Below are 17,148 nucleotides of genomic sequence, written 5' to 3' on the forward strand. Positions count from 1 at the left end.
GGAGCTCACCCCCCACGCCTGTCGTTGCGGCCAGGCATCAGGAGTTCATGTGACCAGCACATCGCAGGGACCGGAGTCCGGAGCCAGGGCGGCGCACCCGGACCACCTCGGCCACGTCATCTTCATCACCGCCGCGGCCGCGATGGGTGGCTTCCTCTTCGGCTATGACAGCTCCGTCATCAACGGTGCCGTCGAGGCGATCCGCCACCGGTACGACATCGGCTCGGGCACGCTCGCCCAGGTCATCGCCATCGCCCTGATCGGCTGTGCGATCGGCGCCGCCACGGCCGGCCGGATCGCCGACCGCATCGGCCGCATCCGCTGCATGCAGATCGCCTCCGTCCTGTTCACCATCAGCGCCGTGGGCTCCGCGCTCCCGTTCGCGCTCTGGGACCTGGCGATCTGGCGCGTCATCGGCGGCTTCGCGATCGGCATGGCCTCGGTGATCGGCCCCGCGTACATCGCCGAGGTCTCACCGCCCGCCTACCGGGGCCGGCTCGGCTCCTTCCAGCAGGCCGCGATCGTCGTCGGCATCGCCATCTCCCAGCTGGTCAACTACGGCATCCTGCAGATCGCCGACGGAGACCAGCGCGGCAAGATCGCCGGGCTCGAGGCCTGGCAGTGGATGCTCGGCGTGATGGTCGTGCCCGCCATCCTCTACGGGCTGCTCTCGTTCGCGATCCCCGAGTCGCCGCGCTTCCTGCTCTCCATCGGCAAGCGGGAGCGGGCCCGGAAGATCCTCGAAGAGGTCGAGGGCGCGGGCGTCGACCTGGACGCGCGGGTCGAGGAGATCGAGACCGCGATGCGCCGCGAGCACAAGTCCTCGTTCAAGGACCTGCTCGGCAGCCGCTTCGGCTTCCTGCCCATCGTCTGGGTCGGCATCGGCCTCTCGGTGTTCCAGCAACTCGTCGGCATCAACGTGGCCTTCTACTACTCGGCGACGCTGTGGCAGTCCGTCGGCATCGACCCGACCGACTCGTTCTTCTACTCGTTCACCACGTCGATCATCAACATCATCGGTACCGTCATCGCGATGATCCTGGTGGACCGGGTCGGCCGCCGCCCGCTCGCCCTCGTCGGCTCCTGCGGCATGGCCGTCGCCCTCGCCTTCGAGGCGTGGGCCTTCTCCGCCGACCTGGTCGACGGCAAGCTGCCCACCACCCAGGGCACGGTCGCGCTCATCGCCGCCCACGTCTTCGTGCTCTTCTTCGCCCTGTCGTGGGGTGTCATCGTCTGGGTCTTCCTCGGCGAGATGTTCCCCAACCGCATCCGTGCCGCCGCGCTCGGCGTCGCCGCATCCGCGCAGTGGATCGCCAACTGGGCGATCACCGCGAGCTTCCCGAGCCTCGCCGACTGGAACCTGTCGGGCACGTACATCATCTACGCCTGCTTCGCCACGCTCTCGATCCCCTTCGTCATCAAGTTCGTCAAGGAGACCAAGGGCAAGGCGCTGGAGGAGATGGGCTAACTCCCCGCTGCCCCCTCCTCGAAACCGTACGGCCCCGCGCGCACCCGCGAGCGGGGCCGTACGCGCTTCACCCGCCGACCGCCCCGCAGAACAGCCGCAGGCTCCGCCACCCCTCCTCCACCGGCATGCCACCGCACAGCGGATGCAGCACCAGGCTGTCGAGCTCACCGGCCAGCGCCGCGCACGCCTTCGGGGTGACGATCCGGTAGACGCCCTCGTCCCGCAGCTCCGCCACCGTCGTCGCCGCCGAGCGGACGGCCGAGCGGATGTCCTCGGACTGCCAGGAGGCGTACGTACGCGCCTCGTGCAGGAAATGCTCCCCGTACGCGGCCCACGTCCGGTCCGGGTCCTCGGACACGTGCAGCAGCGGCGTCTCGGCCGACGGCATCATGCAGAACCCCTCCGTGCCGTGCACCGCGCGCTGCTGGTGGTAGTACGCCTCCAGCTCCGGCAGATGCGCGCTCGGGAACAGCGGCAGCCCGAGCCTGGCCGCCCGCCGCGCCGCCGCCCGCGAGCTCCCGCCCACCAGCAGCAGCGGATGCGGGCGGGTGAACGGGCGCGGGGTGACCGTCACCGTACGGCCCCGGAACGCGAACGGCTCCCCGCTCCACGCGGTCAGCAGCGTCTCCAGCAGCTCGTCCTGGAGCCGGCCGCGCCCCGCCCACTCGACGCCCGCCCGCTCGTACTCCTCCCGCCGGTAGCCGATCCCCACCACCGTGGCCAGCCGGCCCGCGCTCAGCAGATCGAGCACCGCGATGTCCTCGGCCAGCCGCAGCGGGTCGTGCAGCGGGCCGATGACCGCCGAGACGGTCACCGCGATCCGGCTGGTCGCGCCGAACACGGCCGCCGCGAGCACGAAGGGGGAGGGCAACCAGGAGTCGGCAACCCCGTGGTGCTCCTCGGTCTGGACGGTGTCCACGCCGTGCGCGTCGGCGTACGCGGCCATGTCCAGGGCCGCGCGGTAACGGGCCGAGAGGGATTCGGGCGTGGCGCCGGGATCGACGAGGTTGAACCGTACGACGGTGAAGGCCATGACGCGGTCCCCTTCGGACGGCCGGGACGGGGCCGCGACCTTAACTGATGGTGCGTCAGAAGTGTAGGGGTGCGGCCCCGTGGCGGGTGCCCGGGCGCGGCAGCACCGCGTACAGGCCGCCCGAGACGAGGACCGCGGCCGCCCAGCCCAGTCCGCTGCGCCCGGGCCAGGTACTGGCGAGCGGGCCGGTGAACCACTCCACGCCGGTGAAGAGCAGCCCCACCGCGAGACCGGCCGCCCAGGCCGCGACGGCGGGCCACGCGACGCCTCCCGTGTACCAGTAGGCGCTGGCGGGCGTGGTGTCCATGAGCGCCACCGGATCGTAGACACGGCCGCGCAGCATGTCCGTGGCGAAGACCCCGATCCAGGCCGAGAACGTCACCGCGAGCAGGTTCAGAAAGGAGACCAACGACTCGATGAAACTGCTCGCCACCATCATCAGCAGCGCCCCCAGGAACAGGCTGATCGCCGCGTTCACCCCGACGGCCCAGGCGCGCGGGACCGAGAATCCGAGGGTCTGCGCGGTGAATCCGGCCGAGTACATCGACATCGCGTTGATCAGCACCATCCCGGTGACCGTGACGATCAGATACGGAACGGAGAGCCAGGTCGGCAGCAGCACCCCGATGAAGGAGACCGGATCACCGGTGACGGCCAGTTCCGGCGTTCCCACCGCCATCACAGCGCCCATCAGCACCATCGGCAGGAAGACCACGGCCGCCCCGCCCACGGTGGCCGCGACCATGGCCCGGCCCGAGGCGGTGCGCGGCAGGTAGCGGGTGAAGTCCGGCCCGGACGGGGCCCAGCTGATCCCGCCGGCCGTCAGGGTGCCGATGCCCGCGATCACCATCGACACCGGACCGGGCGGCCGCTCCAGCACCACCCGCCACGGCGACGTGACGGCCAGATGTACCAGCACCAGGACGCTGAAGGCGCCGAAGAGGTACGCCGACCAGGTGCAGCACACCCGCAGCGCCCGCAGCCCCAGGCCCGACAGCAGAAAGCTGCCCGCGACGAACGCGAGCAGCGTCCCCATGATCAGGGCCGGCGTGCTCCGTACGCCGAACAGCACATCGCCCACGGTCAGCAGGGCGTACGCCCCGGTGACCGCGTTCATCGTCTCCCAGCCCCACCGCGCGACCCAGATCAGCGTCCCCGGGGCCAGATTGCCCCGCTGGCCGAAAACAGCCCGTGACAGCGCCATGCCGGGGGCGCCGCCGCGCTTCCCCGCCACCGAGATGAAGCCCACCAGGCCGAACGAGACGAGCGGCGCGGTGACCGCCACCACCAGCACCTGCCAGAAGCTCAGCCCGTTGAGCACGACGAGCCCCGCGCCGACGGTGAGCAGCAGCACCGTCATGTTCGCCGCGGCCCAGGTGGGGAAGAGGGCGCGGACCCGGCCGGCGCGCTCCTCGTCGGGCACGGGGTCCAGGCCACGGGTCTCCACAGCCAGGATCGTACCTTTCCGGCATACGGCGCATAACGAATGGTCGGACACGTGCGCACCCGGCCCTGCGCCGGACCCCACCCTTCCCCGATTGCCGGGCCGGGTGACTGATACTGGGTGGGTTATGGAATTCGTCATCCTTGCTGTAGTCATCGCCCTGGTCGCGGTCGGCGTGATCAGCGGGCTCGTGGTCAGCAGCCGCAAGAAGAAGCAGCTGCCCCCGGCGCCGTCGAGCACGCCGACCATCACTCCTCCCGCCGAGCCCCGTGCCGGCGAGGAGGCCGAAACGCCGCGCGAGGAATCGCGCCGCACCATCGAGGAGGCCGGAGCCCCGCCCGCCGAGGCCGTCCCCGAGACCGAGACCGTGGAACCGGAGGCGCCCGCCGCCCCCGCGCTCGACGTCCCCGAGCCCACCGCGGGGCGGCTCGTCCGGCTGCGGGCCCGCCTCGCCCGCTCGCAGAACACCCTCGGCAAGGGGCTGCTCGCGCTCCTGTCCCGGGACAACCTCGACGAGGACACCTGGGAGGAGATCGAGGACACCCTCCTCACCGCCGACGTCGGCGTCGCCCCCACCCAGGAACTGGTGGAACGGCTCCGCGAACGCGTCCGCGTGCTGGGCACCCGTACCCCCGAGGAGCTGCGCGCCCTGCTGCGCGAGGAACTGCTCACCCTGCTCGGCACCGACTTCGACCGCGCCGTCAAGACGGAGGGCGGCCTGGAGACCCCCGGCGTCGTGATGGTCGTCGGGGTCAACGGCACCGGCAAGACCACCACCACCGGCAAGCTGGCCCGGGTGCTCGTCGCCGACGGCCGCAGCGTCGTGCTCGGCGCGGCCGACACCTTCCGGGCCGCCGCCGCCGACCAGCTCCAGACCTGGGGCGAGCGCGTCGGGGCCCGTACCGTGCGCGGACCCGAGGGCGGCGACCCCGCGTCCATCGCCTTCGACGCCGTGAAGGAGGGCATCGCCGAGGGCGCCGACGTCGTGCTCATCGACACCGCGGGCCGGCTGCACACCAAGACCGGCCTCATGGACGAGCTGGGCAAGGTCAAGCGGGTCGTGGAGAAGCACGGGCCGCTGGACGAGGTCCTGCTCGTCCTCGACGCCACCACCGGGCAGAACGGCCTGGTCCAGGCGCGGGTCTTCGCCGAGGTCGTCGCCATCACCGGCATCGTCCTCACCAAGCTCGACGGCACCGCCAAGGGCGGCATCGTCATCGCCGTCCAGCGCGAGCTGGGCGTACCGGTCAAGCTCGTCGGACTCGGCGAGGGACCGGACGACCTGGCCCCGTTCGAGCCCGAGGCGTTCGTGGACGCCCTGATCGGGGACTGACCCCCGAGCGGGACCCCGAAAGCCCGGCCGCACGCCTTCGTGCGGCCGGGCTTCACGCTGTCGGGCGGGTCGCGCGCGGCCCGCTCAGGCGCAGGAGGCCGCCCAGCGGTGGCAGAGGTACGCCAGCGTGCCGAGCAGCAGCCGGGCCTCGGGGGGTGCCGCACTGTCCGGACCGGGCGGCCGCAGCCAGCGCACCGGTCCGAGACCGCCCCGGTCCGACGGCGGCGCGGTGATGTGGCAGCCGGGGCCGAGCGCCCGCAGGTCGAGACCGGCGTCGTCCCAGCCCATCCGGTACAGCAGCCGGGGCAGTTCGTCGGCGGCGCCCGGCGCGACGAAGAACTGGGCCCGCCCCTGCGGGGTCACCGCGACCGGGCCCAGCGGCAGGCCCATCCGCTCCATCCGCACCAGCGCCCGGCGCCCGGCCGCCTCCGCCACGTCGAGCACGTCGAAGCTGCGGCCCACGGGGAGCAGCATCGAGGCGCCCGGCACCTCGGCCCAGGCGCGCGCCGCCGCGTCGAGCGTCGCCCCGGCGGGCACCTCGGGCGCGAAGTCCAGCGGATGCGCGCCGGGGGCGGCGCAGCCGGCGTCGCCGCAGGAGCAGGCGCCGTCCGCGGCGCGCGCGCCCGGCACGACGGCCCAGCCCCACAGGCCCGTGTACTCCGCCACCGCGGTGCCGCCGGCGGCACGGCCGCGGCGCCGTGAGCCGGTTCGCATTTCGCGGATGCCGCCGATCGTGAAGCCCATGCCCCCTCCAACGGGTCCGACTCGCCGGTGGTTACGAAGGGGAGCGCGTAACCGTCCGCGCGCCCCCCGGGCGCATCCCTGCGCCTCCTGTTGATCGCTCTGTCAAGTGAATCGCGCCCCGCACGGGTGGCGTTCAGTCGAAGGGGTGGCGAATGGTGGCGATTGTGCAAAGGCCCTCGCCGAGCCGGTGATCGTAGGATTACCGTCGGTACACGAACCATGGAAGTATGTGCGCCCATGGGTATGCCGGAGGCAACCCGAGTTTCTGTTCGATCGGGCGCAACGCCCGTACGGGCGACATGAGTTCGCGGCATTCTGATAGTGCTTCGCGCGACAGTATTCGGCGGGATGGGGGCGTTCCAGTGAGTGGCAGCGGCGCAGGCGATTCGAATGCCGGTAAGCGCCCGAACGGGCAATTGGGATCGTGGTTCGTACGCAGCGGCTGGTCGAAGGGCGAGCTGGCGCGGCAGGTGAACCGCAGGGCACGCCAGATGGGCGCCCAACACATCAGCACCGACACCTCCCGGGTGCGGCGCTGGCTCGACGGCGAGCAGCCGCGCGAGCCGATCCCGCGCATCCTGTCCGAGCTGTTCTCGGAGCGCTTCGGCAGCGTCGTGGCCGTCGAGGACCTGGGCCTGCGCACCCCGCACCAGGCACCCTCCGTAGCCGGGGTGGACCTGCCGTGGGCGGGCCCGCAGACCGTCGCCCTGCTCAGCGAGTTCTCCCGCAGCGACCTGATGCTCGCCCGCCGGGGCTTCCTCGGCAGCTCCCTCGCCCTCGCCGCGGGGCCCGCGCTCATCGAGCCCATGCAGCGCTGGCTGGTGCCGGTCGCGTCCTCCGGCCCGGCCGAGCCGGAGGACGCCGCGGCCTCCCGCCGCCCCTCCCGGCTCTCCGGCCCCGAGCTGGACCTGCTGGAGTCGACCACCGCGATGTTCCGCCAGTGGGACGCGCAGTGCGGCGGCGGACTGCGCCGCAAGGCCGTCGTCGGCCAGCTCCACGAGGTCACCGACCTGCTCCAGGAGCCGCAGCCGGCCGCCACCGCCAAGCGCCTGTTCCGCTGCGCGGCCGAACTGGCCGAGCTGGCCGGCTGGATGAGCTACGACGTCGGCCTCCAGCCCACCGCCCAGAAGTACTTCGTGCTCGCCCTGCACGCCTCCAAGGAGGCCGGCGACAAGCCGCTCGGCTCGTACGTCCTGTCCAGCATGAGCCGGCAGATGATCCACCTCGGCCGCCCGGACGACGCCCTGGAGCTGATCCACCTCGCCCAGTACGGCAGCCGGGACTGCGCGACCCCGCGCACCCAGGCCATGCTGTACGCGATGGAGGCCCGGGCCTACGCCAACATGGGCCAGCCCAGCAAGTGCAAGCGGGCTGTCCGGATGGCCGAGGACACCTTCCTCGACGCCGGCATCGACGGCGAGCCGGAGCCCGACTGGATTCGCTTCTTCTCCGAGGCCGAGCTCAACGGCGAGAATTCGCACTCCTTCCGCGACCTGGCCTACGTGGCCGGCCGCAGCCCCACGTACGCCTCGCTCGCCGAGCCCGTCATGCGCAGGGCGGTCCACCTCTTCGGCGAGGACGACGAGCACCAGCGCTCCTACGCGCTCAATCTGATCGGCCTCGCCACCGTCCACCTCCTCAAGGGCGAGCCCGAGGAGTCCACCGTGCCGGCCGAGCGGGCGCTGCGCGTCGCCAAGAAGGTCCGCTCCGAGCGCGTCAACACCAGGCTCCGCAAGACCGTCGACACCGCCGCCCGGGACTTCGGGGACGTACCCGAGGTCGCCCGGCTCACCGAACTCCTCATCGAACAGCTGCCGGAGACCGTGGAAGCGGTCTAGGGCCCGTCGTCAAATTCCCGTCGTTCGCCCGGAGGGCGGGCCGTGCGGCGAGAGTGCGTGTATGGCGCCACTCGGCAGACGGGAATTCGACGACAGCCCTTAGGCACCCTTTACCCCGGCCACGACGATCACCCCGCACAGACCGACTTCGGCTCCCCCCATTGCCAGGTCAACGGGTGATCGCCGTGGCCGGTTCATGTGGCCGTTCCCCTGCCGGAGCGTCGTAACCGCACCGTGTGCGGCCCGGGCCGCACAGTGGGCGCGAGCGCGGCACGGCACGGGCGGTTCACGGGGACGTAACACGGCGGCCCTCTTGGTCACTGCGGCGAAACAACGCGGCGCGACGCCCGAAACGGCGCTGCGCGAATCTCAGGGGCACAACCGGCCCGCACGCCTTCCCCAGTGGTCCCGCACGTGGTCGTGCCCCATCGCCCGCACGCGGCCGCACCGACGACGAGGAGACGCCGATGCCCCCAGGCATCACGACGCTTGCCGCAGACGCCCCGGCGCTGTCCGCCGCCAACACCGGCTTCATGCTCATCTGCTCGGCCCTGGTGATGCTCATGACCCCGGCCCTCGCCTTCTTCTACGGAGGCATGGTCCGCGTCAAGAGCACCCTCAACATGCTGATGATGAGCTTCGTCAGCCTCGGGATCGTCACCATCCTGTGGGTGCTCTACGGATTCAGCCTGGCCTTCGGCACCGACGCCGGCTCGGTCATCGGCTGGAGCCAGGACTACGTCGGCCTCAGCGGGATCGGCGTCACGCAACTCTGGGACGGCGCCACCATCCCGGTGTACGTCTTCGCCGTGTTCCAGCTGATGTTCGCCGTGCTCACCCCGGCCCTGATCAGCGGCGCCCTCGCCGACCGGGTCAAGTTCACCGCGTGGGCGCTCTTCATCACCCTCTGGGTCACCGTCGTCTACTTCCCGGTCGCGCACTGGGTCTGGGGCCCGGGCGGCCGGCTGGCCGAACTCGGTGTCATCGACTTCGCCGGTGGTACCGCCGTCCACATCAACGCCGGTGCCGCCGCCCTCGGCGTGATCCTCGTCATCGGCAGGCGCATCGGCTTCAAGAAGGACCCGATGCGGCCGCACAGCCTGCCGCTCGTCATGCTCGGCGCCGCTCTCCTCTGGTTCGGCTGGTTCGGCTTCAACGCCGGCTCCTGGCTCGGCAACGACGACGGCGTCGGCGCGGTCATGTTCGTCAACACCCAGGTCGCCACCGGCGCCGCGATGCTCGCCTGGCTCGGCTACGAGAAGCTGCGCCACGGCTCGTTCACCACCCTCGGCGCCGCCTCCGGCGCGGTCGCCGGACTCGTCGCCATCACCCCGGCGGGCGGCGCGGTCAGCCCGCTCGGCGCCATCGCGGTCGGCGCCGTCGCCGGTGTGCTGTGCGCCATGGCCGTCGGCCTCAAGTACAGGCTCGGCTACGACGACTCGCTGGACGTCGTCGGCGTCCACCTCGTCGGCGGCATCATCGGCTCCCTGCTCGTCGGCTTCTTCGCCACCGGCGGGGTCCAGTCCGACGCCAAGGGCCTCTTCTACGGGGGCGGGCCCGACCAGCTCGGCAAGCAGGCCGTCGGGGTCCTCGCCGTCCTCGCGTACTCTCTGCTCGTCTCCGCCGCCCTCGCCCTCCTGGTCGACAAGACCCTCGGGATGCGCGTGGACGAGGACGACGAGGTCGCCGGCATCGACCAGGTCGAACACGCCGAGACCGCGTACGACTTCAGCGGCGCCGGCGGCGGTGCGGCCCCGCGCACCACCGCCTCCGCCCCCGGCACGCCGGCCGCCCCGACGAACAAGAAGGTGGACGCATGAAGCTCATCACCGCAGTCGTGAAGCCCCACCGCCTCGACGAGATCAAGGAAGCCCTCCAGGCCTTCGGCGTCCAGGGCCTCACGGTCACCGAAGCCAGCGGCTACGGGCGCCAGCGCGGCCACACCGAGGTCTACCGGGGCGCCGAGTACACCGTCGACCTCGTTCCCAAGATCCGCATCGAGGTCCTGGCCGAGGACGAGGACGCCGAACAGCTCGTCGAGGTCGTCGTCAAGGCCGCCCGCACCGGCAAGATCGGCGACGGCAAGGTCTGGAGCGTCCCGGTCGAGACCGCGGTCAGGGTCCGCACCGGCGAACGCGGCCCGGACGCGCTCTGACCGGCCCGGCCCACTGTTTCGCACCGTCGCGCACACGGAAGGGAAGCTGGGTGACGAGCACCGAAGCGATCACCGAATCCGAGGACTCGGAACCCAGCGGATACGCGGCGGCCCGGCTGCGCCTCCTCCAGGAGAAGGAGCGGCCCGGGCCGCCGCGCCGTGCGGCCCTCGCCACGCTCACCGACGCCTGGCTGACCGCCCTGTTCACCGACGCGGCCGCGGACACGGGTGTGCGGCGCGCCGCCCTCGTCGCCGTCGGCGGCTACGGCCGCGGCGAACTCTCCCCGCGCAGCGACCTCGACCTGCTCCTCCTGCACGACGGCGCCGCCGAAGCCCGAGCCGTGGCCGCCCTCGCCGACCGGATCTGGTACCCCGTCTGGGACCTCGGCCTGGCCCTCGACCACTCCGTCCGCACCCCCGGCGAAGCCCGGAAGACGGCAGGCGACGACCTCAAGGTCCAGCTCGGACTGCTCGACGCCCGGCCCGTCGCCGGCGACCTCGGCCTCGCCGCCTCCCTGCGCACCGCGATCCTCGCCGACTGGAGGAACCACGCCACCGAACGCCTCCCCGCGCTCCACGAACTCTGCCGCGAACGGGCCGAACGCCGGGGCGAGCTCCAGTTCCTCCTGGAACCCGACCTCAAGGAGGCCCGGGGCGGCCTGCGCGACGCCACCGCCCTGCGCGCCGTCGCCGCCTCCTGGGTCGCCGACGCCCCCCGCGAAGGGCTCGCCGAGGCCCGCCGCGTCCTGCTCGACGCCCGCGACGCCCTCCACCTCACCACCGGCCGCGCCACCGACCGCCTCGCCCTCCAGGAACAGGACCAGGTCGCCGAAGCCCTCGGCCTCCTCGACGCCGACGCCCTGCTGCGCCAGGTCTACGAGGCCGCCCGCACCGTCTCGTACGCCACCGACGTCACCTGGCGCGAGGTCAACCGGGTGCTGCGTGCCCGCTCGGCCCGGCCCCGGCTGCGGGCCCTGCTCGGCGGCGGCCGGAGCCCGGCGCCCGAACGGACCCCGCTCGCCGACGGCGTGGTCGAGGCCGAGGGCGAGGCGGTCCTCGCCCGCACCGCCCGCCCCGAACACGACGCCGTGCTCGTCCTGCGGGCCGCCGCCGCGGCCGCCCAGTCCGAACTGCCCCTCTCCCGCCACGTCGTACGCCACCTCGCCACCGCCGCGAAGCCGCTCCCGGTGCCGTGGCCGGCCGAGGCGCGCGAAGAACTCGTCACCCTCCTCGGCGCGGGTGAGGCCACCGTCCCCGTCTGGGAGGCGCTGGAGGCCGAGGGGCTGGTCACCCGGCTCCTGCCCGACTGGGAACGGGTCCGCTGCCGCCCCCAGCGCAACCCCGTCCACACCTGGACCGTCGACCGCCACCTCGTCGAGACGGCCGTCCGCGCCTCCTCGCTCACCCGCCGCGTCGGCCGCCCCGACCTGCTGCTCGTCGCCGCCCTGCTGCACGACATCGGCAAGGGTTGGCCGGGCGACCACTCCGTCGCCGGCGAGGTCATCGCCCGCGACATGGCCGCCCGGATCGGCTTCGACCAGCACGACGTGGGCGTCATCGCCACCCTCGTACGCCACCACCTGCTGCTCATCGAGACCGCCACCCGGCGCGACCTGGACGACCCGGCCACCGTCCGCGCCGTCGCCGACGCCGTCGGCACCGCCGCCACCCTGGAGCTGCTGCACGCCCTGACCGAGGCCGACGCCCTCGCCACCGGGCCCGCCGCCTGGTCCGCCTGGCGTGCCTCCCTCGTCACCGAACTCGTCAAACGCGTCGCCCAGGTCCTCGCCGGTGAGGCCCCCGAGGAGCCCGAGCCGGCCGCCCCCAACGCCGAGCAGGAACGCCTCGCCGTCGAGGCCCTGCGCACCGGCGAACCCGTCCTCGCCCTGCACACCCGGCCCGAGACCCCGTACGAGGAGGGCGCCCCCGAACCCGTCGGCGTCGAACTCCTCATCGCGCTCCGGGACCGGCCGGGCGTCCTGCCCGCCGCCGCCGGAGTCCTCGCCCTGCACCGCCTCACCGTGCGCGCCGCCGACCTGAGGGCCGTGGAGCTGCCCACCGAGCTGGGCGAGTCCGCGGACCTGCTGCTGCTCAGCTGGCGGGTGGCCGCCGAGTACGGCTCGCTGCCCCAGGCGGCCCGGTTGCGCGCCGACCTGGTCCGCGCCCTGGACGGCTCCCTGGACATCCGGGCCCGCCTCGCCGAACGCGAGGCCGCCTACCCCCGGCGGCGCGGTGTGAAGGCCCCGCCGCCCAGGGTGACGGTCGCGCCGGCCGGCTCCCGCCTGGCCACGGTGATCGAGGTCCGCGCCCAGGACGCCCCGGGCCTGCTGCACCGCGTCGGCCACGCACTGGAGCGGAGCACGGTACGGGTGCGCAGCGCGCATGTGTCGACGCTGGGGGCGAACGCGGTGGATGCCTTCTACGTCACGGACGGGGACGGCGAGCCGCTGTCCGCGAGGCGGGCGGCGGAGCTGGCCCAGGAGGTCGAGAAGGCGCTCGGCTGAACCCGGCCCGGCGGCCGGTACCGGGCGAGGGCTTGGCGTTCTCCGGCGTCCGGATACCCTTGGAACCGACTGACTCCACCCGCCCCCGACCCTGAGGACCGACGAGCGCCGTGTTCGATACTCTCTCCGACCGCCTTGCCGCGACTTTCAAGAACCTCCGGGGCAAGGGCCGCTTGTCCGAGGCGGACATCGACGCCACGGCTCGCGAGATCCGTATCGCCCTGCTCGAAGCCGACGTGGCGCTGCCCGTCGTCCGGTCCTTCATCGCCAACGTCAAGGAGCGGGCGCGCGGCGTCGAGGTCTCCCAGGCGCTGAATCCTGCTCAGCAGGTCGTCAAAATCGTCAACGAGGAGCTCATCTCCATCCTCGGCGGCGAGACCCGGCGGCTGCGGTTCGCCAAGAACCCGCCCACCGTGATCATGCTCGCCGGCCTCCAGGGCGCCGGTAAGACGACCCTCGCCGGAAAGCTCGGCCTCTGGCTCAAGGGCCAGGGCCACTCGCCGCTGCTCGTCGCCTGTGACCTCCAGCGCCCCAACGCCGTCAACCAGCTGAGCGTCGTCGCCGACCGCGCCGGCGTCGCGGTGTACGCCCCCGAGCCGGGCAACGGCGTCGGTGATCCGGTCCAGGTCGCCAAGGACTCCATCGAGTACGCGAAGACCAAGGTCCACGACATCGTCATCGTGGACACCGCCGGCCGGCTCGGCATCGACCAGGAGCTGATGCAGCAGGCCGCGGACATCCGCGACGCCGTCAGCCCGGACGAGATCCTCTTCGTGGTCGACGCGATGATCGGTCAGGACGCGGTCAACACCGCCGAGGCCTTCCGCGACGGCGTCGGCTTCGACGGGGTGGTCCTCTCCAAGCTCGACGGTGACGCCCGCGGTGGTGCCGCCCTGTCGATCGCCCACGTCACGGGCAAGCAGATCATGTTCGCGTCGAACGGTGAGAAGCTCGAGGACTTCGACGCGTTCCACCCGGACCGCATGGCGTCCCGCATCCTCGACATGGGTGACCTGCTCACCCTGATCGAGCAGGCGGAGAAGACCTTCAGCCAGGAAGAGGCCGCCAAAATGGCCTCCAAGCTGGCGTCCAGCAAGGGCGGCAAGGACTTCACGCTGGACGACTTCCTGGCCCAGATGGAGCAGGTCCGCAAGATGGGCTCCATCTCCAAGCTGCTCGGCATGCTGCCCGGCATGGGGCAGATCAAGGACCAGATCAACAACATCGACGAGCGCGACGTCGACCGCACCGCCGCGATCATCAAGTCGATGACCCCGAAGGAGCGCGCGGAGCCGACGATCATCAACGGCTCGCGGCGCGCCCGTATCGCCAAGGGCTCCGGCGTCGAGGTCAGCGCCGTGAAGAACCTGGTCGAGCGGTTCTTCGAGGCCCGCAAGATGATGTCGAAGATGGCCCAGGGCGGCGGCATGCCGGGGATGCCCGGGATGCCGGGCATGGGCGGTGGCCCGGGTCGGCAGAAGAAGCAGATCAAGCAGGCCAAGGGCAAGCGCAAGAGCGGTAACCCGATGAAGCGCAAGGCGGAGGAGCAGGCCGCCGCCGCCCGCCGCGAGCAGGCGGCCCAGGGCGGCGTCCCCGGCCTGCCGGCCGGCCAGGACGCTCAGAACTTCGAGCTGCCGGACGAGTTCAAGAAGTTCATGGGCTGACGCTCACGTCGGTATCCCAAGGGGTCCGGTCGGTATCCCAAGGGGTCCGAAGGGGGCGTTCGCCGCAACGGCGGACGCCCCCCTTCGCATGTGTCACGTCGTGCAGACCAGGTAGCGGAACACGTTGGACATCCACACCGTGCCGTCCGGGCGCCGGTGCGGGTGCACGGCCTCCGCCACTTCCTTCTCCACCTGCCACCGGTCCGTCGCCCCCGCCGCCGCGTCGAACAGCCGGGTCGAGAGCAGGCCGCGTACCGCGCTGTCCATGTCGGCGTAGCCGAACGGGCAGGCCACCCGGCCCGAGCCGTCCGGGTTCAGCCCGGACCGGAAGGCCACGTTCTCCAGATCGTCCCGGCGCGGCCCGCGCCAGGACCCGCTGCCCGGCGTGCGCCCGTCCTCGGCGAGCCGGCTCGCCACCCCTAGCACCGCCGAAGTGGCGCACCGCTCCGGCGGGCCCCAGCCGGTCAGGACGACCGTGGAGCCCCGGCCCGCCGACGGCACCGCGGCCCCGAGGGCCCGGACCAGCTCGTCCCCGTCGCCCGCCGCGCAGCCGATCGGGGTGAACGCGGTGATCAGGTTGTGGGGCCCGTCGGCAGCCGCCTCGGTGACCGAGTCCACGAGGCGGGTTCCGGTGACGGGGGAGCCGCGGTCCTCGGGGGCGGGCAGGAGCCGGGCCCGCGCGAGGGCGAGGCGTTCGAGGTCGGTGTCCACGCCGGTGACCCGCGCGCCGCGGCCCGCGGCCATCAGCAGCGCGAGCCCGGAACCGCAGCCGAGCGAGAGCATCCGCGTGGCGGGCCCCACCTCCAGCCGCGTGTACACCGCTTCGTACAGCGGTGCGAGCATCCGTTCCTGGATCTCGGCCCAGTCACGGGCCCGGGAGCCGTCCCCCGCGGGGGCGGGGGACTCCGTGTGCCTGTGGTGCCGGACGAGCGTTGGTGTCATGGAATGCGCCCCAATCCGCCGAGGTTGCCGGTTCTGCCGATCGGTCGTGCCCGAGTGGACGGTTGGCCCGTCCACGTACGCGCGCTCCCCCCGTATGCCAGAGAACTGCGCGTCCGCCGCCGCGTCCAGGGGTCTGCGGGCACGGTCGCCCGCGAGACCGCCCGGGGCGTGCGACGGCACCTGGGCGCCCGGACGGCAAGGGCGCCCCAGGGGTCCGCCACGTGCTCTGCCGTCTCTGCCGTCCCAGTCTCACCCGACTCGCCGGGACGGGCACGTCGAGCACGTCAGGGGGCTGCGGGTACCCTCTCCAACCTGTTCCGCGCCCGATGCGGTTCCGCCGCCGGGAGGCTCGCGGGCGCCGGGGGCGCGTACCGCGTCTACGCGCCCGGGCGTACGCGCCGCTACGTACCGGCTTGGTGCGAGCTGTGAGACTTCTCCGCAGATCAGCGCACCCGCCCTCGTCAGGACGCATGAACGGCAACTGACTGGTACGTGCAAAATATTTGGGATGGCCCGGAATCGGAACACCGAGGGCCCCGCGCTCGTTGGTCACGACGTGAGCACGACACCACCTGTACTTGCCGCAGAGCTGGCGCAGGCGTGGGCCGATATTCAGCGGTACCACCCCGAGCTGCCCGATCTCGCCGCACCCGAGTCCCTGATCGGAGAGTCCTCGTCCGCCTGTGGCGCCGAGCTCTCCTTCGAGCGACTGCTCCATGAGGCAGTCCACGGCATCGCCGCCGCGAGAGGTGTCCGCGACACCTCACGCGCCGGCCGTTACCACAACCGACGATTCCTGGCGATCGCCGAGGAGCTGGGCCTCGACCATGCCGAGGAGCCCCATCCCAGCAGCGGCTTCTCGCTGGTCACGCTCAACCCCGAGGCCAAGCGCCGCTACCGGCCGACGACGGAAAGGCTGCAACGCGCTCTCAAGGCGCACACCGTGGCCACCGCCGCCGACACCAAGCGCTCCTTCCGCGGCCCCGCCGCCCGGCACGGTTCCTCCGGAGGGGGCGTGCGGGTCAAGGCCGTCTGTGACTGCGGACGCAATGTGCGCGTGGTCCCCTCGGTCCTCGCGCAGGCCCCGATCGTCTGCGGCGGCTGCGGAAAGCCGTTCCGGATTCCGGAAGCGGCGGTCGCGGTGGGGTGAGCCGATGTGGTGTGGCACAATGGCTAGCTGTACTCGACAGTCGCACAGGACCCCTCTCTCCTCCGGCTGACGCGTCCATCGGGCACCCGAGTACCGCAACCCCACGTGGCATCTTCGTTGTGCCCAACCACGTCATAGACCAGGAGACACCACTTCCGTGGCAGTCAAGATCAAGCTGAAGCGTCTGGGCAAGATCCGTTCGCCTCACTACCGCATCGTCGTCGCCGACTCCCGTACCCGCCGTGACGGCCGGGCCATCGAGGAGATCGGCCTGTACCACCCGGTGCAGAACCCGTCGCGCATCGAGGTCAACTCGGAGCGCGCGCAGTACTGGCTGTCCGTCGGCGCCCAGCCGACCGAGCCGGTCCTCGCGATCCTGAAGCTCACCGGCGACTGGCAGGCGCACAAGGGCCTCCCGGCCCCCGCGCCGCTGCTGCAGCCGGAGCCCAAGGCCGACAAGCGCGCCCTGTTCGACGCTCTCTCCACCGACGGTGAGGAGTCGAAGGGCGAGGCCATCACGCCGAAGGCGAAGAAGGCCGACAAGAAGGCGGACGAGGCTGCTGACGCTGCCGCGCCCGCCGAGTCGACCGAGGCCTGAGCATGCTCGAGGAGGCTCTCGAGCACCTCGTGAAAGGCATTGTCGACAACCCCGACGATGTGCAGGTCGCCTCGCGCAACCTGCGCCGTGGCCGTGTGCTGGAGGTACGGGTCCACCCCGATGACCTCGGCAAGGTGATCGGCCGCAACGGCCGCACCGCACGCGCGCTGCGTACCGTCGTGGGCGCCATCGGCGGCCGTGGCATCCGCGTCGACCTCGTCGATGTGGACCAGGTTCGCTGACAGAGTTGAACACCGGCACGGGCCGGGGAGGGC

Annotated in this window: 14 protein-coding genes; 10 read left to right on the forward strand and 4 right to left on the reverse strand. The window is 72.1% G+C overall.

Annotated elements, in window-relative coordinates; genetic code table 11:
* The first annotated feature begins 49 nt into the window (after positions 1–49).
* Positions 50–1,468 carry a sugar porter family MFS transporter gene (locus tag E6P78_RS14330; protein ID WP_136203953.1) on the forward strand — a complete coding sequence of 473 codons (1,419 nt, stop codon included), beginning with the start codon at positions 50–52 and terminating at the stop codon, positions 1,466–1,468.
* A 67-nt stretch (positions 1,469–1,535) separates the two neighbouring features.
* Here E6P78_RS14330 and E6P78_RS14335 read toward each other — a convergent pair whose 3' ends face one another.
* Both E6P78_RS14335 and E6P78_RS14340 read right to left on the reverse strand, forming a co-directional pair.
* A complete protein-coding gene (locus E6P78_RS14335; protein WP_136203954.1) occupies positions 1,536–2,501 on the reverse strand; it encodes an LLM class flavin-dependent oxidoreductase in 966 nt (321 codons plus the stop codon).
* A gap of 55 nt (positions 2,502–2,556) precedes the next feature.
* Positions 2,557–3,948 (reverse strand): cytosine permease, encoded by a 1,392-nt coding sequence (locus E6P78_RS14340; RefSeq protein WP_136203955.1) that lies wholly within the window; start codon positions 3,946–3,948, stop codon positions 2,557–2,559.
* A gap of 124 nt (positions 3,949–4,072) precedes the next feature.
* Here E6P78_RS14340 and ftsY point away from each other — a divergent pair, with 124 nt between their 5' ends.
* Positions 4,073–5,278, forward strand: a complete 1,206-nt coding sequence (gene ftsY, locus E6P78_RS14345; protein ID WP_136203956.1) for a signal recognition particle-docking protein FtsY — start codon at positions 4,073–4,075, stop codon at positions 5,276–5,278.
* Between the two features lie 84 nt (positions 5,279–5,362).
* Here the strand turns inward: ftsY and E6P78_RS14350 are convergent, their stop codons facing one another.
* The gene (locus E6P78_RS14350; RefSeq protein WP_136203957.1) at positions 5,363–6,022 is read right to left on the reverse strand and encodes a bifunctional DNA primase/polymerase; all 660 of its coding nucleotides are present in this window, start codon (positions 6,020–6,022) and stop codon (positions 5,363–5,365) included.
* Positions 6,023–6,384: 362 nt separating this feature from the next.
* Here E6P78_RS14350 and E6P78_RS14355 point away from each other — a divergent pair, with 362 nt between their 5' ends.
* The 5 genes from E6P78_RS14355 (at position 6,385) to ffh (ending at position 14,183) form a co-directional block, all read left to right on the forward strand.
* Positions 6,385–7,860: a hypothetical protein gene (locus tag E6P78_RS14355; RefSeq protein WP_136203958.1), complete on the forward strand. Its 1,476-nt coding sequence runs from the start codon at positions 6,385–6,387 to the stop codon at positions 7,858–7,860.
* Between the two features lie 467 nt (positions 7,861–8,327).
* Positions 8,328–9,680 (forward strand): ammonium transporter, encoded by a 1,353-nt coding sequence (locus E6P78_RS14360; protein WP_136203959.1) that lies wholly within the window; start codon positions 8,328–8,330, stop codon positions 9,678–9,680.
* A complete protein-coding gene (locus E6P78_RS14365) occupies positions 9,677–10,015 on the forward strand; it encodes a P-II family nitrogen regulator (RefSeq protein ID WP_136203960.1) in 339 nt (112 codons plus the stop codon). The genes E6P78_RS14360 and E6P78_RS14365 overlap by 4 nt, the downstream gene beginning before the upstream one ends.
* A 50-nt stretch (positions 10,016–10,065) precedes the next feature.
* A complete protein-coding gene (locus E6P78_RS14370; RefSeq protein ID WP_136203961.1) occupies positions 10,066–12,519 on the forward strand; it encodes a [protein-PII] uridylyltransferase in 2,454 nt (817 codons plus the stop codon).
* 110 nt (positions 12,520–12,629) lie between these two features.
* Positions 12,630–14,183, forward strand: coding sequence for a signal recognition particle protein (gene ffh, locus E6P78_RS14375; protein WP_136203962.1), 1,554 nt, complete (start codon positions 12,630–12,632; stop codon positions 14,181–14,183).
* 93 nt (positions 14,184–14,276) lie between these two features.
* Here the strand turns inward: ffh and E6P78_RS14380 are convergent, their stop codons facing one another.
* Positions 14,277–15,125, reverse strand: coding sequence for a class I SAM-dependent methyltransferase (locus tag E6P78_RS14380; protein ID WP_136203963.1), 849 nt, complete (start codon positions 15,123–15,125; stop codon positions 14,277–14,279).
* A gap of 556 nt (positions 15,126–15,681) precedes the next feature.
* Here E6P78_RS14380 and E6P78_RS14385 point away from each other — a divergent pair.
* The 3 genes from E6P78_RS14385 to E6P78_RS14395 all read left to right on the forward strand — a co-directional run bounded on the left by E6P78_RS14385 (position 15,682) and on the right by E6P78_RS14395 (position 17,115).
* Complete coding sequence (locus E6P78_RS14385; protein ID WP_003965961.1) at positions 15,682–16,275, forward strand: hypothetical protein; 594 nt, start codon at positions 15,682–15,684, stop codon at positions 16,273–16,275.
* A gap of 157 nt (positions 16,276–16,432) precedes the next feature.
* Positions 16,433–16,873 carry a 30S ribosomal protein S16 gene (gene rpsP / locus E6P78_RS14390; protein ID WP_136203964.1) on the forward strand — a complete coding sequence of 147 codons (441 nt, stop codon included), beginning with the start codon at positions 16,433–16,435 and terminating at the stop codon, positions 16,871–16,873.
* Positions 16,874–16,875: 2 nt separating this feature from the next.
* Entirely contained in the window at positions 16,876–17,115 is a 240-nt protein-coding gene (locus E6P78_RS14395) for an RNA-binding protein (RefSeq protein WP_005311361.1), read from the forward strand.
* The last annotated feature ends 33 nt before the right edge of the window (positions 17,116–17,148 follow it).

The sequence above is a fragment of the Streptomyces sp. A0958 genome, from assembly GCF_004795035.1.
In the GTDB taxonomy this organism is placed as follows: domain Bacteria; phylum Actinomycetota; class Actinomycetes; order Streptomycetales; family Streptomycetaceae; genus Streptomyces.

Excerpts from the sequence above, each read along its gene's own strand:
- E6P78_RS14335 (WP_136203954.1), bottom strand. The coding sequence starts at position 2,501 with ATGGCCTTCACCGTCGTACGGTTCAACCTCGTCGATCCCGGCGCCACG.
- ftsY (WP_136203956.1), top strand. The coding sequence starts at position 4,073 with ATGGAATTCGTCATCCTTGCTGTAGTCATCGCCCTGGTCGCGGTCGGC.
- E6P78_RS14350 (WP_136203957.1), bottom strand. The coding sequence starts at position 6,022 with ATGGGCTTCACGATCGGCGGCATCCGCGAAATGCGAACCGGCTCACGG.
- E6P78_RS14360 (WP_136203959.1), top strand. The coding sequence starts at position 8,328 with ATGCCCCCAGGCATCACGACGCTTGCCGCAGACGCCCCGGCGCTGTCC.
- E6P78_RS14365 (WP_136203960.1), top strand. The coding sequence starts at position 9,677 with ATGAAGCTCATCACCGCAGTCGTGAAGCCCCACCGCCTCGACGAGATC.
- E6P78_RS14380 (WP_136203963.1), bottom strand. The coding sequence starts at position 15,125 with ATGACACCAACGCTCGTCCGGCACCACAGGCACACGGAGTCCCCCGCC.
- E6P78_RS14395 (WP_005311361.1), top strand. The coding sequence starts at position 16,876 with ATGCTCGAGGAGGCTCTCGAGCACCTCGTGAAAGGCATTGTCGACAAC.